Here is a 16,331-nt window from a genome sequence, read left to right as displayed (position 1 = left end):
GTGTAACATGAGTGCCTTTTTAGGACCGATTCATACTTGGTTATACAACAAAATAAAATTTCAGGATGCAATGACTGACGCAATTTTAGACTACGCAGAAGAAAATGGCTGCGGCAAAGAGCTTAGAGCCAGGACTGACAGCAGATACGGAGTGCTTGAAAAAGGAGATCTGGAGGATATGATCGATACAGGCAATATCCACGGCTGGCTGCAGGAAAAGGTGAGCCTGGTGGAAAACAGACTTGCTTATGTGGTCACAGAACTCATGGAACCAGATCAGGAACGATTATCCCATATTGTTAATGCTGTCTTAGAATTTGGAAAAAGAACTTCTGTGGATAAAAATATCACTGTCCGCAAAGGCTATGATTATCTGGAAAGCACCTTGCTCAACGGCATGCCCTGTGACAGAGTGAACGAGTTAGTCCAGGAAACGGAAGACAACCTGGTATGGAGACAGACCCAGGATATCCATGGCACTTATTGGACGATGATCCATGGAGATGTAACACATTACTATACCTTAAGAGAATCTCTGATAAAAGGAATGTTTGAGGATTCCGAACTGGAATTTCATCAGATTGAGGATCAGGTATATGAATTGAGGAGACGCTTATGTACGGAATAGATATTTTAATGAAGGAGCATGAGAACATTCTGACTTTTACCGGCTTTTTAAGAAGCATCAGCGCTGATATTCTGGAGGGGAAGCCGGTGGATGCCCCTCTGCTGCGGGAGTGCCTTGAATTTGCAAGAAATTACGCAGATAAGCATCATCACGGAAAGGAAGAAAAAATCCTGTTCCGGATCATGATGGAAAATATGGGACCTGTTGCGGAAAAGCTAATCAGGAATGGAATGCTTGTGGAACATGATCTGGGAAGACTTTACCTTTCTGAGCTGGAAAAAGCCATTGATGAATATGAGAAAAATCCGGGAACAGAATCAAAGTTAGATATTATCTCCAATGCAGTCGGCTATGGTGCCTTATTAAAGCGCCATATTGAAAAAGAAGATGAGGCCGCCTATGCATTTGCAGTACGTGCACTGGCAGAAGATAAGTTAAAAGCTGTAGATGACGAAACGGAATCATTTGAAAGACAGGCAAAGGATCAGGGCGTACAGGATAAGTACGAATCCTGGATCCGCGAAAAAACAAGGTAACAAGCACGGGACGGCCTGAAGGGGAAACAGGCCGTCCCGCCTGTTACAGGGAAGATACAAAAGAAACCTTCCTAAGATCCGGTGATTCAAAGCTGGTGAATCAGGCGAAAGAAGAAAGCGGTTTATACCGCCTGGTAAGATAAGTAGAATAGATCCGGAGGCTGTACACGAATACTCAGTGTAACAGTCTCTTTTTTTGTTATAAAACCGTAAAATTGGGAAGGCTATTTCTAGATTCCTTCGTATAAAGAAAAGGTAAAGATTTGATAATATTCAGTATCATTTAATAAAAACGATTTACATTGTTATCATTTTTTTTTATACTTTTTTAGAAAGGTGTGGTAACAGTGATAGGAAAACGTATTAGAACTCTTCGGGAAGAAAGGAACTTGAGCCAGGAAAAACTGGCTGCAGAGCTCGGAGTGAGCCGGATGACGGTCAACAATTACGAGAATGAGAAGCGGGCGCCGGATATTGATTTTGCCGGGCATATAGCGGATTATTTCGGAGTGACGGTTGGATATTTAATGGGAGCGACTGAGTATCGCTACAAGCAGGATGAAATCATATCTCTTAAAAGAGCGGAAAAGCTATTCCGTATTATGGAAAAGCTTCCCCAGCCGGAGATACAGGAGATGATCTCTTCTCTTATTGAGACCTTGGAAAAGTCCGTGGAGCTGGATATGACCGATGAAATTGTACATGTAGTAAATCTACTCTGTGTACAGGTTCGCAGGCTTTTATACAGCTATGAAAATTTAAAGGGCGATATTGCGATCCCGGTTAAGAAACTTAAGGAGCTATCGGTTTCGGAAGAGAACATCAGACAGGTAGTTCATGATAAGCCAAGAACCGTTTATGATGCTGCATTCCAGTCGATCAAGCAGATCACACAGGAAGTGGACTGCTGCGCGGAGACCATGGAGCGGAGACTGGAAAGGTTAATGGAAGAGAAACTTAAGGAACCAATGAATGAAGAATTTTAACTGAAAGGAGGATGATTAAGTGGAAAATTGGTATGTAGCTAGCATAGCAGAGACACTTGAACATTTTAATACGAACGAAAATACTGGAATATCGGATCAAGAGGTAGCAAACCGACAAAGCAAGTATGGAAAAAATGAGTTTGCAAAGCAGGAAAAAACCAGTTTGATCAAAGAAATCCTGCACCATCTTAAAGATATTTCAACGATAATCCTGCTTTTGGCTGCCTTGCTGTCTTTGGGGATGGCATTGAAGGATGGTCATGGTTTTATAGAGCCAGTTGTAATCGTTTCGATTGTTATCTTAAACCTAATACTTGCAATAACCCAGGAGCGGGGCGCTGAAAAAGCCCTGGAGGCATTGTCCAGCTTAAACTCTCCTAACTGTATTGTTATACGGGATGGCATACAAAAAGAGATGGATACAAGTGAATTGGTTCCCGGTGATATCATTAAGCTTCAACTGGGAAGCATTGTTCCTGCCGACGCACGCCTGATCACCAGCACCAATTTACAGGTGGATGAATCGGCGCTCACAGGAGAAAGCGAGCCATCGGAAAAAGATGCGGATATTCTGCTGCAGGGCAGTGTTCCCCTGGGAGATCAGCTTAATATGGTATTCTCCAGCTGTCATGTAACATCAGGACATGGGTTAGCCATGGTTACTGCTACCGGAATGCAGACAGAGATGGGGAAGATTGCAGGATATCTTAACAACTCACAGAAATTAAAAACACCGCTGCAGCGGCGTTTGGAGCGAATTGCAAAGTCCATCAGCATTGTTGCCATTGCAGCAGCTGTATTGCTCTTTGCCATCGGTATATTACAGGGAGAATCCGTTTGGTCCATGGTTATGCTTGCGGCCACGCTGGCTGTAGCAGCAGTACCGGAAACCCTGAATTTAATTGTAACCTTATCCCTTTCCCAGGGCGTTAAAAATATGGTGAATAAAAATGCTCTGATCCGCAAGCTGTCCGCAGTAGAGACTCTTGGAAACACCTCGGTCATCTGCTCAGATAAGACCGGAACACTGACGCAGAACCGGATGACCATTGAAAAGCTTTGGATTCCTGGAAATGAGCCGTTTAAAGCCGTAGATGAATTTGTGAAGGATCAGATAGAGCTTCTTTCGATGTTTGCACTGGCAAGTAACGCCTCTGTCCAGGAAGAAGAGGATGGTACCTTAACCATCATGGGAAATCCGACGGAGAAAGCCATCATGCGCCTTCTCCATGAAAAGGGCTTATCCAAAGAACGTATTTCTGAGCAATACCGCATCGTAGGAGAAATCCCTTTTTCTTCTGAACGTAAGATGATGACCATTGTTTTGGAGGCGTCCTCGGGAGGATATTTAATTCTTACGAAAGGTGCTCTAGACCGATTGCCTCTCAAAGCATTTGATGAGAAAGCAAAGAATGAAGTTGATTATGTTCATAAGATTTTTGCCGGAGAGGCACTTCGTGTTCTGGCCCTTGGGATCCGATATGTAAAGGAAGCTCCTTCTATGGAAAACCCGGAGGAAATTGAGCAGGATCTGGAATTATGCGGACTTATTGGTTTAATTGATCCGGCTCGTCCGGAAGCAGCCCAGGCAGTAGAAAGGGCAAAGATGGCCGGTATCCGTACCATCATGATCACCGGGGATCATGCGGCGACAGCAAGTGCAATCGCTAGAAACATTGGAATTCTAGGTGAAAATGAAAAGGTTCTTACCGGACAGCAGTTAAATGATATGTCTGATGAAGACCTTTGCAGGAATATCCATCATTACTCTGTTTATGCCCGGGTTTCCCCTGAGGATAAGATCCGCATTGTTGAAGCATGGCAGGAAAATGGAGAGGTTGTTTCCATGACCGGGGACGGTGTCAATGATACGCCGGCACTGAAGGCAGCAGACGTTGGAATCTCCATGGGTCAAAGCGGAACTGAAGTAGCAAAAAGTGCTTCTGACATGATTTTAACAGATGATAACTTTGCTACGATTATAGATGCGGTATCAGAGGGGAGGAATGTTTTCTCGAATATCAGAAAAACTGTTTACTTTCTGCTGGTATGCAATATTTCGGAAATTGTCATTATGCTGGTTGCCCAGTTAAAAGGCTGGGGTATCCCTGTAACACCGATCATGCTGTTGTTAGTCAATGTGCTGGGTGACGGTATTCCGGGAATTTGCTTATCCAGGGATACTTCGGATCCTCGCCTTATGGATCGGGAACCTATCCGCAGAGACGAAGGATTTTTAGCCGGCGGCCTTCTTCCGGTAATTATACAGCAGACCATTGCGTGCTCGGTTGTGGTTCTGGTTGGATATTACATCGGTACGTTCCGGACACTTCCTGGAATGCAGGAACCCTCTCAGGCAATCGGACAGACCGTTGCCTTTCTGGTTTTAGGTTGGACCTCCATCCTACATTTATTTACAGTCCGCAGCAGGAAGTCTATCTTCAAGCGGACGATTAAAGATAATCCGCCGGTATTATACAGTACCATGGCCATGATCGCAGTATTCAGCCTTCTGGTGGCATTCCCGCCCATAGGTAAAATCTTTGGTTTAACTGCCATAGGTTCTTATCACTGGCTGTTTGCAGCTGGTCTTTCCCTAATACCGACGGTCGTAGCTGAGATTGGAAAATTCATTGATGAACAGACAAACATTCGCGAGATATATGAATACCGAAATCGTGTGATCCGCCACCGGATAAGAAAAGACGACAGTTTTTAACCTCATCTAGCAGGGGCGCGGACTGTGAATATCCGATTGACTAACAGTTAGCGAAAACTCTAAAAATAGCAGGCAACGAAAAGCCGTTTAGCAATCAGCGGTCCAGTAATTGTTTGCTATTTTGTTTTTCATCAGCAGTAAAAATCAATTGCCCAAATAAGCATTTAGAAGTATAATAATTGAAGTGCTTTTTTATTCCTACTAAATTGATAGTAAATTAAAGAAAGAGGTAGAATCAATTGTTAAACCAGTTTTCAAGAACCCAGTTGTTATTGGGTGAAGATGCCATGGAAAAATTGAAGAGTGCAAAGGTTGCTGTATTTGGTATCGGCGGCGTAGGCGGATATGTGGTAGAAGCCTTGGTAAGAAGCGGAGTCCGTTCCTTTGTACTAGTTGATGATGATAAGGTTTGTCTTACCAATTTAAACAGGCAGATCATAGCCACCAGAAAAACGGTAGGCAAATATAAAGTTGAAGTAATGAAGGACAGAATATTGGAAATCAATCCAGATGCCGAAGTGGAAATGCACCAGTGCTTCTACTTGCCGGAAAATGCGGATGATTTTGATTTTAAAAATTATGATTATGTAGTAGATGCAGTTGATACTGTAACCGCAAAGCTTGAACTGATCATGCGGGCAAAAGAGGCAGGCGTACCGGTTATCAGCTGTATGGGTGCAGGCAATAAACTGGACCCTACAAAATTTCAGGTTGCGGATATTTATAAAACCACCATGTGTCCCCTTGCTAAGGTCATGCGCAGAGAGCTTAAGAAAAGGGGCGTAAAGAAGCTTAAGGTTGTTTTTTCCACAGAAAAGCCAACAAGGCCTCTGGAGGATATGTCCATCAGCTGCAGGACAAACTGTATCTGCCCGCCGGGAGCCAAACATAAGTGCACGGAGCGGAGAGATATTCCCGGAAGCGTGGCCTTTGTTCCTTCTGTGGCAGGGCTTATCATAGCCGGAGAAGTGATCAAGGATCTGTCTCTAAATGGAAAGATGGGGAGGTAATCACATGTTTGACGGCGATATGGCTCAGGAGCACTATCTTTCATTGGAACAAATGAAGAAAATGAGCCCGGAGGAATATGTGCTTGTAGACGTCAGGGATCAGACGGCATACAACCATGGATTTATACCGGGGGCTATCAATATTGAAAAAGAAGCATTGTTGAATGGGGAGCCTTCCCTTCCAAGGGACAGGAAGATCATATTATATTGCTTAAAAGGGATCATCAGTGAAGAGGCTGCAGAGCATCTGACAAAACAGGGATATGAAGCGTATAACCTTCGCGGCGGCTATGGAGAATGGCTGCTTCGGGCCATGGAGAAAGAGGATACGGGAAAAGAACGCCTGGAAGAAATAGAAAAGAGCATCCGGAAGAAATTTCATAAAGAACTGTTCAGTAGATTTGCCAAGGCCGTTAATGAGTATGAGCTGGTAAAGGAAAATGACAGGGTTGCCGTCTGTATTTCAGGGGGTAAGGATTCCATGCTCATGGCAAAGCTGTTTCAGGAATTAAGACGGCACAATAAGTTTCCTTTTGAGCTGGTCTTTCTTGTCATGGACCCAGGCTACAACGAAACCAACCGGCAGGTAATCGAAAACAATGCAAAGCTTTTGAATATACCCATCACCGTATTTGAAACCCAGATTTTTGATGCGGTTTATGATGTGCAGAAATCCCCGTGCTATCTGTGTGCCAGAATGAGGCGGGGCTATTTATACAGCAAGGCAAAGGAACTGGGCTGTAATAAGATCGCCCTGGGACATCATTACGATGATGTCATTGAAACAATTCTGATGGGCATGATGTACGGAGCACAGATACAGACCATGATGCCCAAGCTACACAGTACGAATTTTGAAGGAATGGAACTCATCCGCCCTATGTATCTCGTACGGGAGGATGATATTAAGGGTTGGAGAGATTACAATGACCTGCACTTCATTCAATGTGCATGCCGGTTTACGGATACCTGTACGACCTGCAGGACCGACGGCAGCACCGGATCAAAGAGAATGGAGATAAAAGATTTAATCAGGCAGTTAAAGGAAGTAAACCCGTATATTGAAAGTAATATATTTAAGAGCGTGGAAAATGTGAATTTAAATACCATCATTGCATACAAGGAAAATGGAAATGTACATCACTTCCTTGACGGTTATGATTTGGACACATAATAATGAATCCGGAGGCTGTGTCTTATGAAGATTTCAACAAAAGGCCGCTATGCGGTAAGACTCATGATAGATCTGGCTGAGCACAATCATGGAGAATATATTCCTCTCATGGATATTGCAAAGAGGCAGGAGATATCGGAAAAATACTTAGAATCCATTGTTTCGGTTCTGAGTAAAAGCAATCTGCTCATTTCCCTGAGGGGAAAGGGCGGCGGTTATAAACTGGCGAAAAATCCGGAGGATTATACCGTAGGCAGTATATTAAGGCTTACGGAAGGATCTCTTGCTCCGGTTTCCTGCCTGGAAGGAGAGGTGAATGACTGCACAAGGGCCTGTCATTGCCGGACACTACCCATGTGGGAGGGTTTCAATAAGCTGATTAATGATTACTTTGACGGAATAACCATAGCTGATCTGGTTTCCAGCAGCGATTATTCAAACGATTATATTATATAAAATCAAATGAAAAAGACTGCCAAAAAAATTCCCAATTATTTCCACTGGAAAAATGGTAACAAGAGTGTTATTATATGTTTGTAACATAAATGAAATACAAACGTAACACAAATGTAACAATTTCAAAGGAGGCAATTGAATTGAGAAAACTAACGGCACTTGGAATGATTACACTTACTTTAACGAGTATGATACCATTGACAGCTAATGCAGCGGTGGCAAAACCTTACAGCCAATGCAACAATGGAAGGAATGTAGTAACAGTGAGCAAGAACTGTAATTTAGATGATTTAAAGTCTAGATTGCAGCAATTAGGAGTTGATGGAAATAACGTCGACTGGTCTAAGCTCATCAATAACGGTAATTCAGGCAAGAATTGTAATAATGGTAACACTGGTAATACTGGTAACAACGGTAATACTGGTAATACCGGAAATACTGGAAATAATGGAAATACCGGTAACAACGGTAACACCGGAAATACCGGCAATAATGAAAATTCCGGCAATAATGGAAATACCGGTACTACTCCAGATGACTCTACGGACACTTCGACCAATAAGTCCTATACCCAGCAGGTAGTAGACCTTGTGAATGCTGAAAGAGCAAAAGAAGGACTGGCTCCTCTTACCATTGATCCTAATGTGGAGAAGGCAGCAACCGTGAGAGCCAATGAGATACAGTCAAATTTTGACCATACACGGCCAAATGGCAGCTCATTCTCAACTGCTTTAAAAGAGCAGGGCGTGAATTACCGCGGCGCAGGCGAGAACATTGCTTGGGGACAGAAAACTCCTCAGGATGTTGTAAATGCCTGGATGAACAGTGCAGGTCATCGTGCAAACATCATGAATAAGAGCTATACACATATTGGTGTAGGCAATACTCAGAATAACTCCGGAACTCAGTACTGGGTACAGTTATTTACATATTAATAGTACGAATGCCTTACAAACCAAGATAATATAAGAGTTTTTGAGGATTCATTAGTGAACAAGATGGGCGGCGACAACCGTTTGACAACCTTTTTTAAGATGTTGTCAAATGGAGGCCGCCTTTTCGAATATATCCACTACCCACCACATCTCAAACGAAATTAAAGCGGTTTGAAATGTGGTGGACATTATTTTAGGCTTCTTCGCCGATAGGATCTTCAATCAAGGTGGCTACTCTAAATTCATGAAAGTGACCATCGCTCACTTCTGTAACGGATTCCAGAAAATGAACATGTCTGCCACCCCCAACAGGAATTGCAAGCGATGTTTTGCCACGAAATTCATGAAAATGATTTTCATAAAAATCTGTTCTAAATTTTACTTCATGAATGTGGCTTTTACCAGCAGGAATTGCTTCACCAGAAACCGTAGCAAAACGATGATTATGGGGATCTTCTTCGCGTTCTGCTATCTCTACGCTGCCTTGAACTTCATGATCGTGTGTCTGCCGCTTATTATGGCAATCACAACATTCTTTAAACCAATCTTGGCTATAGTTATCCATATTGATTTACTCCTGTACTCCAATATTTGGAAAACTTTGTTTTCCATGATTATTATATGAAAATAGTACAATAATGTGTTGTCTCTGAGACGGCCTATGGTAAGGAGAGGTATGGAATAAAGATTTTGACAATCAAAAAGGGGCCTAACGGCACTGGCTGGGATTCTTTCTGTACTTACATCGGTTGCAGGACTAAAATAGTTCTATAATATATAATTTTATGGCCTGGGATTATCCTGGACCTTTTTTAATTGGAGGTACACATGGGATCTTTAAGAGGATTAATCAGCAGAGGGGTAAAGGAAACCAACGCTCAGTTGGATTCTAAGACAGCTAATAAGGGCAGTAATCCTGATAATGGTTCGGGTGATTGGTATTTCCTTGACAGCACGAAAGATGGCCCTCTGGAAGGAGCCTGCTGGCACACGAAAGATAACGGTGCTCAAGAGATATGGACCATTAACAAGAATGATGACGTTTAGCGAATAGGGTTCCAAAGGAATTTGTAAGATATTATTAATAGTATATGCTTAAGTTGGAACATATAATTATACTGGCAGGTACAAACTGCTGGCAATCGTGTATAGGATGGTAGGCCTCGATTCTACATAGAATGGAGGTGTTGCTCATGAAGTATTTTGACTTTAAGGACTTAATGTCTTTTGGCATGTTCTTTCTGGCACTGCTGACATTCGTCTTAATGACGTGTCGCTAAATACAAAAAGCCTTCCCTGTACTTTGGCCGGTTGGGAAGGTTTTTGTTTTTCTAATTAGCCAACCACCCTGTGGCGATTGCCTTTTTTTATTATATTATACTTACTGTTAAAATATTACAAGTACAGGAATCTTTGCTGAAAAATAAGGGTGTTTGCGGCATAGAATATAAGTAGGCGTTAGATTGTATTTTATCTCCGGTCTCCCAAAGTATGATTCAGTTTCGTCAGCATTAACTCTACTTTTTCAGGATCAGAACGGGGCATTGCAGTATCCGGGATTGGCAGAGTAGACGACGATTTCGGTTACTATTTAAAATTGCTGCATATAATATATTGTACAAAGCATTTATTTCGATAAATCACTCCAACTTGATGGGCACCGATGATCCGAATTGGGCCTTTTTTTTCTGCTCATACTCAAAATTCACACCCTGCCTACTTGTCCCATATAATATTGTGTAGTACGATATGAAAGGAGTGAAAGTATATGAGTAGCGATGCTTTTAAATGTAGATGTAAAAGTTTTGAAAAGTGCGAACCAAAACGCGAATGTGAATGCAAACGTGAACGCGAATGGGAAAAGAAACGTAAATCCGAATGCGAACCTAAATGCGAATGCGAATGCAAAATCAAATGGGAATGCAAACCCAAGTGCGAATGTGAATGCAAACGTGAACGCGAATGTGAATGCAAACGTGAACGCGAATGTGAATGTGAACATGAACGCGAATGTGAATGCGAACATGAACGTGACTGGTAAAAATAAGAAATAAAAAAGCCTACTGGAAAAACTTTAAAGACGGCTGCAGAAAATGCAGTCGGAAAGAAAACGAATGTGGCGAGTTTAAAAGATAGTTAACGATAAGAGCGGGCTTCGGTATTCCGCGCCCGCTTTTAATAGCTCTTTGCAATCTGCCTGTGGAAAATTTAACTTGAATACAATACAACTTTTACTCGATAAAACAAAAGAATTCCCCCGGCAAATGACCAGGGGAATCCTCAAGCACCATTATATAGAAAGATTACTAATCCTTAAATACAATTGTATAATAAAGAATTATTTGTTTATTACCACAAGGGCATGTACAGCCTAAAAAAACTGTACTCTCTTGGTTGAAGCAAAAACCAAAAATGTGACCAAAAAGGTTGATTAAGAACAAGAAAAAATTTAATTCTCTCTCTAACTCTCTTGTGCTGCAGTAAGTGAAAACTTGTGCATACCAATTTTTACATGGTCTATGCTCACAGCATCTAGGGATGTCCCAATCAATATTAAAGTTTTTTCTTAATATTTCCCTTTTTTCATCATCTGATTTTCCTTCTATAGATCTTAATACATCCTCTTTCAATTCTTCTAATTCTTTTTCCTGTACTTTCATAACAATATTGCGCCCCCTTAAATACCTACTTACAATATTATAATATTCAAAATAAATCTTTTTGACACAAGCCCTAATTCATAGCCTTTATATTGCAGGGATAGTGTGGGAACTACGTAGTTTAATTGTCATTATTACGCCTTGTCTATTTTACTTATATATTACAGTATGATCTTTCCAAGTGATATAAATATATGTACTGCTTTAATAGACACTGTGGATGTAATTTCGGGTGCAGATATGATTTTGCTAACATGCAATAGAGACCATTGCGACTGTTAATAAAATAAGACTGTAAAACCTTAATAGAGGCGATAAAATAATATTGGACGGGTTACTGTATTCAGGGCCTGCAGATAGATTATACCTTCTTAAGTGTAGCATACTCTTTTTTTAATAATATAATGGAATATACCTATTGGTATAAATATTATTTTATCTGTCTATATATAAGGAGGTAGCCTTATGAGTGATTGTTATATTCAAGATCGTGAATGTAATAGTGATGAATTCCAGGAATGTGAACTTCATTTTAATTGCATGTGTGAAACCCATCAAAAAAATCTTGAACCAAATAGGACAATGTTAAAGTGTGGTAATTCAGGGTCTTTAGTACTTCCAGTTAATACTACAGCCGGTGCCAGATTTACTCTCACTACAGTTAGGGTTAATGCTAAGGATTTAAAAAAACCTTGTATTAAACTTGAATTTACGAGTGATATTGCAACTAGTGAGGCGGTTCTCACACTTGATTTTCAGATATTCAAGCAGTGTAAGGGTATGGCGACTCCTATTCCTATCGGACCTGTTTGGACTTTTTCACGGTTATTAGCCATTTCTGATAGTAACACATTTTCATTCCTTGTTTGTGACTGTGATATCTGTAATGACAAATGCTGCACATACAGCGTTGTTGCAAGGGTAGCAAGTACTGTAACCGTAGGCGTTACTACTATTAATAATGCCTTAATTTCCGCATTTATTGTAGATAATACGAATACCTGTAAATCGTAGGAAATGATTAAAATACAAAAAATGCTAAAATTGGGAATTAGTAAAAAAGTACGGAATATGACGTACTTCGTGGCATGGAGGATCGGGAATATAGGGATTAAGTATAGGTGGGGATCCGGTTTCCAGGCCCGCCGGAAAGTCTATATAAAAAATGGTGACGAACTATGTTGTTTATGCTATTATTCATTTAAGAAAAGCCCCCGGAAATCATAATCCAGGGGCTTATTTAGTATACTGAGTTTTAGAAGTTGGTGGCTGGGACTACCAGAGTCAGTGCCACCAGCATAACCAAGCAATACAACGGTAACTCCAGATACCAGTATATTATTAATTTCAATCAGATAATCGGGGAACCATGAAAAGTAGCCGGGCCAGCCTTGTTGCATCGCTTCTTTATTGGAACTGTTTCCATAAGCGTCAATAAACGTGTGGTCATCTGTCATGAGGGTGGTTATTTTATCAGCATTATGTGAGTTTATTGCATCTACAAAAGCAAGAGCGGTTTCTCTAATCATCCGTGTTCCTCCAACCGTCTTCTACATAGAATCCGGCATAATGTTTGAAATACAGTCCCGATATTCTACGGGTAAGAACTGAAATTGTATTTTCATTTTTTGAGTATTCTCTTTAAGTAGGCAACATCTAACAAATTCACTGTCTCAAATTTTCCTTTATAAAACACCCCCCAGTTATTGAAAACACAAGGCAATTCCTTTGCTTTTTGTAGTGTATCCACTTGAATTAAAGATACAGGTACGTCATTCATTTCACAATACTGTTTTATCATCTCAATGTTTTGAGAGACATAGGGGCATTGCATATCATAATAGATTGTTAGCTCTTTGCTCTCAATTTCTTGGCTTTTAACATTTCGTGCGAATTTTGGCGTTGTTCCATCAAAAGAAAGTGCTAGCAATTCATAGCCATTATCGGTCGTATCAACAACCTCAAAGCCAAACTTCTTCGCAAATGATTGGTCAGAAAGAAAAGATTTTTGTTTTTTTGCCCCGAGCATACAAATACCGGATTTACCATTTTCCTTTGCATCAGCCAAACAATACTCCATCAGCAATTTCCCATACCCTTTTCCTTTGTGACTACCAGTAACCCATAAGCAATACAGATAATAATAGTTGTCACCAGTTATGGGAACCCAAGCAGTTTCAAGAGGAGCATATTCAATTAAAACCGTAGCCTTTTCATTCAACTTTCTAAAGACATGACCTTCATTTAATCGGTCTGAAAGCCATTGTTTCTTTGCGTCAATACCTTGATGGGGCTTTTTACTGCGGATAATGCAGCACAAATGCTCATTGACAAGATTTTCTGTAGTTAAGTTTACAAAATCAGTATTCATGTACGCCCTCGTTTCAAATTAACAGCTATTATCGTTAAACTCAAGTATACTACGTTTGTTTGTCCAAAACAATTAAGATTATTAACTAAATTTCCAAATTGCAAAATGCAATATATACTTGACATTATGTAATATATGATGTATTCTGTGACTATGAAAGGGGGCATTCCATGAAGAACAAGAGAATGAAAATCGCCCGAATGGAAGCTGATATGAAACAAGAGGACTTAGCAAAAGCCGTAGGCGTTACCCGACAAACTATCGGGCTGATAGAATCAGGGGAATATAACCCCACGTTAAACCTTTGTATATCAATTTGTAAGGCGCTTGGCAAAACATTAAATGATTTATTTTGGGAGGAATCGAAATGAATAAACAAAATATACAAGACGAAAGAGTTGTAGCACAACGCCGTAAAATAAATAGTGAAGCGTACAGTATTTTAATGATTGTGCTTCTCGGTTCAATAATTGTACAGCAATTTTTCCTAAACGCACCATTTGAACAATATGCTGTTGAGGTTATATGCTTTTTTGGTATATCCCTATATATGATAATACGGTATATGACCTTGGGACTTGACATATACGGCGAAGGTAAACAGGCTAAAACCCTTCCTTTTGTGAACAGTGTAGTAGCCGGAATTGTAGTTACGACGATTAATGGTTTTTTGAACTATACACAGTACGCAGAAAAATATAAGGAAGATGGTATAGGTTATTTTATTGCCGTGTTGGCAGTTACTTTTATCAGCGCAACCATTTCAACTTTTATAGTACTGTCTTGCCTTAATTATCTGAACAAGAAAAAACAGGCAAAAATTCAAAAGCAGTTAGACGAAAAAGAACAGGACGAATAGCTTTGTCTTTCATTCGTTAATAACCATTAACAGGCATTACGCCTTATCCATATCATATGAATCCATAAACTAGAAGCAAGATATATGTCTTGCTTCTTTTCTTTACAAAATTATGGACCGAAATTCAGGTTGGGCTTTGCACCATGGTAGCCCGTAAATCAGGCCGTAATATAGGTTCCGTACATTAAACTTTAAATACTTTGTAAGACTGTATAAGGAAAACGGGACGTCCTCGAACAGACGCCCCGTCCCCATACGGCGATTCATTCTAAACAGCCAGCATTATCGTTTTATAAATACATGATTGAAAGGGGTTGCTTTATAAACCTCTTAGGATATACCTAGGCCAGCACTGGCATAGCCCGCGATGGTTGCTGCTACATCCAGACCAGCAGTGACTTCTGCGGAGAATAATAAAAGCAACCTGGTTCCTGCGGTAACAGGAATATTCAGTCCGGTGGTGATTCCGCTGCTGATACTACCGATAGAAATTGCTCCCGAGAGGGAAGGCGACAGCGTAACCACTGCGCCCGGCACAGCAACGAAGGTGTTGTTAGGTGTAGTGGATTGGAACAACTGAGCGGTTACTGTTACAGTTGAACCAATCAGGCTGAGCGCAGCGCTTATGCTCAAATAACCGGCCAAGGAGGTAATAATCCCATTCCTGGGCATGGAGAATGCCAAGTTCGTCAACCCAAGTAGATTGACTGTTCCGCTGGCAGCGGAAATGCCGGGAAGGTTACTTCCGAATCCAACTGCACTGGAGGTGTTAAGCAATCCTCCGAGTACTGTGGTCAAGGTAACAGGTGTACCGGAAGCAAACGGAATAATTGCTCCATCACCCGCTAAGCCAATAGGGCCAGTAGGTCCTGTGGGACCGGTATTACCAGTAGGTCCAGTGGGTCCCGTTGCACCAATAGGGCCAGTAGGCCCAGTAGCGCCGGTAGGTCCAGTGGGACCTGTTACACCGATAGGCCCGGTAGGCCCGGTAGCGCCGGTGAGTCCAATAGGGCCAGTAGGCCCAGTAGGCCCGGTGGGTCCAGTTTCGCCAATAGGTCCAGTAGGCCCAGTAGCACCGGTAAGTCCAATAGGCCCAGTAGGCCCGGTGGGCCCAGTTGCACCAATAGGTCCAGTAGCGCCGGTAAGTCCAATAGGCCCAGTAGGCCCGGTGGGTCCAGTGGCGCCAATTGGTCCAGTAGGCCCGGTAGCGCCGGTAAGTCCAATGGGCCCAGTAGGCCCGGTGGGTCCAGTAGCGCCAATAGGCCCAGTAGGCCCGGTAGCGCCGGTAAGTCCAATAGGCCCAGTAGGCCCGGTGGGTCCAATGGCGCCAATAGGTCCAGTAGGCCCAGTTGCGCCGGTAAGTCCAATAGGCCCAGTAGGCCCGGTAGCGCCGGTAAGTCCAATAGGCCCAGTAGGCCCGGTGGGTCCAGTGGCGCCAATAGGTCCAGTAGGCCCGGTAGCGCCGGTAAGTCCAATGGGCCCAGTAGCGCCAATAGGACCGGTAGGTCCGGTAGCGCCGGTAAGTCCAATAGGTCCAGTAGGCCCGGTGGGTCCAGTGGCGCCAATAGGTCCAGTAGGCCCGGTAGCGCCGGTAAGTCCAATGGGTCCAGTAGGCCCGGTGGGTCCAGTGGCGCCAATAGGTCCAGTAGGCCCGGTAGGACCAGTGGGCCCAGTAGCACCAATAGGACCGGTAGGTCCTGGACAACCTCTAGGTCCTGTTGGTCCAGTAGCTCCTGGGCAGCCTTTTGGTCCTTGACAACCCCTAGGCCCAGTAGGCCCAGTAGGCCCAGTCAAGATACATCGACGACGACAAGAACAGTGATCATCATTAGACTCTATATAGTTATTCATATGGAAATTCCCTTCTATAATTATTTGCTTATATATGGAAACATTATAAAGAATTTAATTCTTTATACCCATAGAATATGTCTGTTTGTACATGTCTGTTAATTTATACCGGTTAGTACAATATACGAGATCTTCTAATAAAAGTA

At 42.1% G+C, this 16,331-nt stretch carries 18 protein-coding genes; 13 read left to right on the top strand and 5 right to left on the bottom strand.

Annotation, left to right across the window (positions count from 1 at the left end; translation table 11 throughout):
* The first annotated feature begins 7 nt into the window (after positions 1–7).
* From BMW45_RS27175 to BMW45_RS28200, 8 genes are all read left to right on the top strand, one after another.
* A complete protein-coding gene (locus BMW45_RS27175) occupies positions 8–628 on the top strand; it encodes a hypothetical protein (protein ID WP_092251074.1) in 621 nt (206 codons plus the stop codon).
* Complete coding sequence (locus tag BMW45_RS27170; RefSeq protein WP_054791698.1) at positions 616–1,164, top strand: hemerythrin domain-containing protein; 549 nt, start codon at positions 616–618, stop codon at positions 1,162–1,164. Before BMW45_RS27175 ends, BMW45_RS27170 begins: the two co-directional genes overlap by 13 nt.
* Positions 1,165–1,502: 338 nt before the next feature.
* Positions 1,503–2,150 carry a helix-turn-helix domain-containing protein gene (locus BMW45_RS27165; protein ID WP_092251073.1) on the top strand — a complete coding sequence of 216 codons (648 nt, stop codon included), beginning with the start codon at positions 1,503–1,505 and terminating at the stop codon, positions 2,148–2,150.
* A 19-nt stretch (positions 2,151–2,169) separates the two neighbouring features.
* Positions 2,170–4,869 carry a cation-translocating P-type ATPase gene (locus BMW45_RS27160; protein ID WP_242883267.1) on the top strand — a complete coding sequence of 900 codons (2,700 nt, stop codon included), beginning with the start codon at positions 2,170–2,172 and terminating at the stop codon, positions 4,867–4,869.
* A 239-nt stretch (positions 4,870–5,108) separates the two neighbouring features.
* Positions 5,109–5,879 (top strand): tRNA threonylcarbamoyladenosine dehydratase, encoded by a 771-nt coding sequence (locus BMW45_RS27155; RefSeq protein ID WP_025233752.1) that lies wholly within the window; start codon positions 5,109–5,111, stop codon positions 5,877–5,879.
* A 4-nt stretch (positions 5,880–5,883) separates the two neighbouring features.
* Positions 5,884–7,053 carry a rhodanese-like domain-containing protein gene (locus BMW45_RS27150; RefSeq protein ID WP_092251072.1) on the top strand — a complete coding sequence of 390 codons (1,170 nt, stop codon included), beginning with the start codon at positions 5,884–5,886 and terminating at the stop codon, positions 7,051–7,053.
* Between the two features lie 24 nt (positions 7,054–7,077).
* The gene (locus BMW45_RS27145; protein WP_092251071.1) at positions 7,078–7,509 is read left to right on the top strand and encodes an RrF2 family transcriptional regulator; all 432 of its coding nucleotides are present in this window, start codon (positions 7,078–7,080) and stop codon (positions 7,507–7,509) included.
* Between the two features lie 140 nt (positions 7,510–7,649).
* Positions 7,650–8,444 carry a CAP domain-containing protein gene (locus BMW45_RS28200; RefSeq protein ID WP_207649162.1) on the top strand — a complete coding sequence of 265 codons (795 nt, stop codon included), beginning with the start codon at positions 7,650–7,652 and terminating at the stop codon, positions 8,442–8,444.
* 193 nt (positions 8,445–8,637) lie between these two features.
* Here the strand turns inward: BMW45_RS28200 and BMW45_RS27135 are convergent, their stop codons facing one another.
* Positions 8,638–9,009 carry a YmaF family protein gene (locus BMW45_RS27135; RefSeq protein ID WP_025233748.1) on the bottom strand — a complete coding sequence of 124 codons (372 nt, stop codon included), beginning with the start codon at positions 9,007–9,009 and terminating at the stop codon, positions 8,638–8,640.
* 263 nt (positions 9,010–9,272) lie between these two features.
* Between BMW45_RS27135 and BMW45_RS28660 the strand changes: the two genes are divergently transcribed.
* Together BMW45_RS28660 and BMW45_RS28195 are read left to right on the top strand one after the other, a co-directional pair.
* A complete protein-coding gene (locus BMW45_RS28660; protein ID WP_092251069.1) occupies positions 9,273–9,491 on the top strand; it encodes a hypothetical protein in 219 nt (72 codons plus the stop codon).
* 731 nt (positions 9,492–10,222) lie between these two features.
* On the top strand, positions 10,223–10,498 hold the full coding sequence (locus BMW45_RS28195) for a hypothetical protein (protein ID WP_092251068.1): 276 nt from the start codon (positions 10,223–10,225) through the stop codon (positions 10,496–10,498).
* 252 nt (positions 10,499–10,750) lie between these two features.
* Here BMW45_RS28195 and BMW45_RS27120 read toward each other — a convergent pair whose 3' ends face one another.
* Positions 10,751–11,104 (bottom strand): hypothetical protein, encoded by a 354-nt coding sequence (locus BMW45_RS27120; RefSeq protein ID WP_092251067.1) that lies wholly within the window; start codon positions 11,102–11,104, stop codon positions 10,751–10,753.
* Between the two features lie 465 nt (positions 11,105–11,569).
* Between BMW45_RS27120 and BMW45_RS27115 the strand changes: the two genes are divergently transcribed.
* On the top strand, positions 11,570–12,118 hold the full coding sequence (locus tag BMW45_RS27115) for a DUF4489 domain-containing protein (RefSeq protein ID WP_092251066.1): 549 nt from the start codon (positions 11,570–11,572) through the stop codon (positions 12,116–12,118).
* 179 nt (positions 12,119–12,297) lie between these two features.
* Here the strand turns inward: BMW45_RS27115 and BMW45_RS27110 are convergent, their stop codons facing one another.
* Both BMW45_RS27110 and BMW45_RS27105 read right to left on the bottom strand, forming a co-directional pair.
* Entirely contained in the window at positions 12,298–12,633 is a 336-nt protein-coding gene (locus tag BMW45_RS27110) for a nuclear transport factor 2 family protein (protein WP_092251065.1), read from the bottom strand.
* Between the two features lie 92 nt (positions 12,634–12,725).
* A complete protein-coding gene (locus tag BMW45_RS27105; protein WP_092251064.1) occupies positions 12,726–13,475 on the bottom strand; it encodes a GNAT family N-acetyltransferase in 750 nt (249 codons plus the stop codon).
* Between the two features lie 170 nt (positions 13,476–13,645).
* On the opposite strand from BMW45_RS27105, the gene BMW45_RS27100 reads away from it, so the two are divergent.
* Positions 13,646–13,846: a helix-turn-helix transcriptional regulator gene (locus tag BMW45_RS27100; protein ID WP_025233742.1), complete on the top strand. Its 201-nt coding sequence runs from the start codon at positions 13,646–13,648 to the stop codon at positions 13,844–13,846.
* On the top strand, positions 13,843–14,334 hold the full coding sequence (locus BMW45_RS27095; RefSeq protein ID WP_092251063.1) for a DUF6773 family protein: 492 nt from the start codon (positions 13,843–13,845) through the stop codon (positions 14,332–14,334). The genes BMW45_RS27100 and BMW45_RS27095 overlap by 4 nt, the downstream gene beginning before the upstream one ends.
* Before the next feature lie 330 nt (positions 14,335–14,664).
* Here BMW45_RS27095 and BMW45_RS27090 read toward each other — a convergent pair whose 3' ends face one another.
* Positions 14,665–16,185: an exosporium glycoprotein BclB-related protein gene (locus BMW45_RS27090; RefSeq protein WP_092251062.1), complete on the bottom strand. Its 1,521-nt coding sequence runs from the start codon at positions 16,183–16,185 to the stop codon at positions 14,665–14,667.
* Positions 16,186–16,331: the final 146 nt, after the last annotated feature.

The organism is Lacrimispora sphenoides, from assembly GCF_900105215.1.
GTDB classification, from domain to species: domain Bacteria; phylum Bacillota; class Clostridia; order Lachnospirales; family Lachnospiraceae; genus Lacrimispora; species Lacrimispora sphenoides_A.
The sequence above is the reverse complement of the archived record's forward strand: the minus strand, read 5'-3'. Positions and strand labels throughout refer to the sequence as shown.

Bases quoted from the DNA above. Each gene is read 5' to 3' on its own strand.
- BMW45_RS27175 (WP_092251074.1), top strand. From the start codon at position 8: ATGAGTGCCTTTTTAGGACCGATTCATACTTGGTTATACAACAAAATA.
- BMW45_RS27170 (WP_054791698.1), top strand. From the start codon at position 616: ATGTACGGAATAGATATTTTAATGAAGGAGCATGAGAACATTCTGACT.
- BMW45_RS27150 (WP_092251072.1), top strand. From the start codon at position 5,884: ATGTTTGACGGCGATATGGCTCAGGAGCACTATCTTTCATTGGAACAA.
- BMW45_RS27145 (WP_092251071.1), top strand. From the start codon at position 7,078: ATGAAGATTTCAACAAAAGGCCGCTATGCGGTAAGACTCATGATAGAT.
- BMW45_RS27135 (WP_025233748.1), bottom strand. From the start codon at position 9,009: ATGGATAACTATAGCCAAGATTGGTTTAAAGAATGTTGTGATTGCCAT.
- BMW45_RS28660 (WP_092251069.1), top strand. From the start codon at position 9,273: ATGGGATCTTTAAGAGGATTAATCAGCAGAGGGGTAAAGGAAACCAAC.
- BMW45_RS28195 (WP_092251068.1), top strand. From the start codon at position 10,223: ATGCTTTTAAATGTAGATGTAAAAGTTTTGAAAAGTGCGAACCAAAAC.
- BMW45_RS27120 (WP_092251067.1), bottom strand. From the start codon at position 11,104: ATGAAAGTACAGGAAAAAGAATTAGAAGAATTGAAAGAGGATGTATTA.
- BMW45_RS27115 (WP_092251066.1), top strand. From the start codon at position 11,570: ATGAGTGATTGTTATATTCAAGATCGTGAATGTAATAGTGATGAATTC.
- BMW45_RS27110 (WP_092251065.1), bottom strand. From the start codon at position 12,633: ATGATTAGAGAAACCGCTCTTGCTTTTGTAGATGCAATAAACTCACAT.
- BMW45_RS27105 (WP_092251064.1), bottom strand. From the start codon at position 13,475: ATGAATACTGATTTTGTAAACTTAACTACAGAAAATCTTGTCAATGAG.
- BMW45_RS27100 (WP_025233742.1), top strand. From the start codon at position 13,646: ATGAAGAACAAGAGAATGAAAATCGCCCGAATGGAAGCTGATATGAAA.
- BMW45_RS27095 (WP_092251063.1), top strand. From the start codon at position 13,843: ATGAATAAACAAAATATACAAGACGAAAGAGTTGTAGCACAACGCCGT.
- BMW45_RS27090 (WP_092251062.1), bottom strand. From the start codon at position 16,185: ATGAATAACTATATAGAGTCTAATGATGATCACTGTTCTTGTCGTCGT.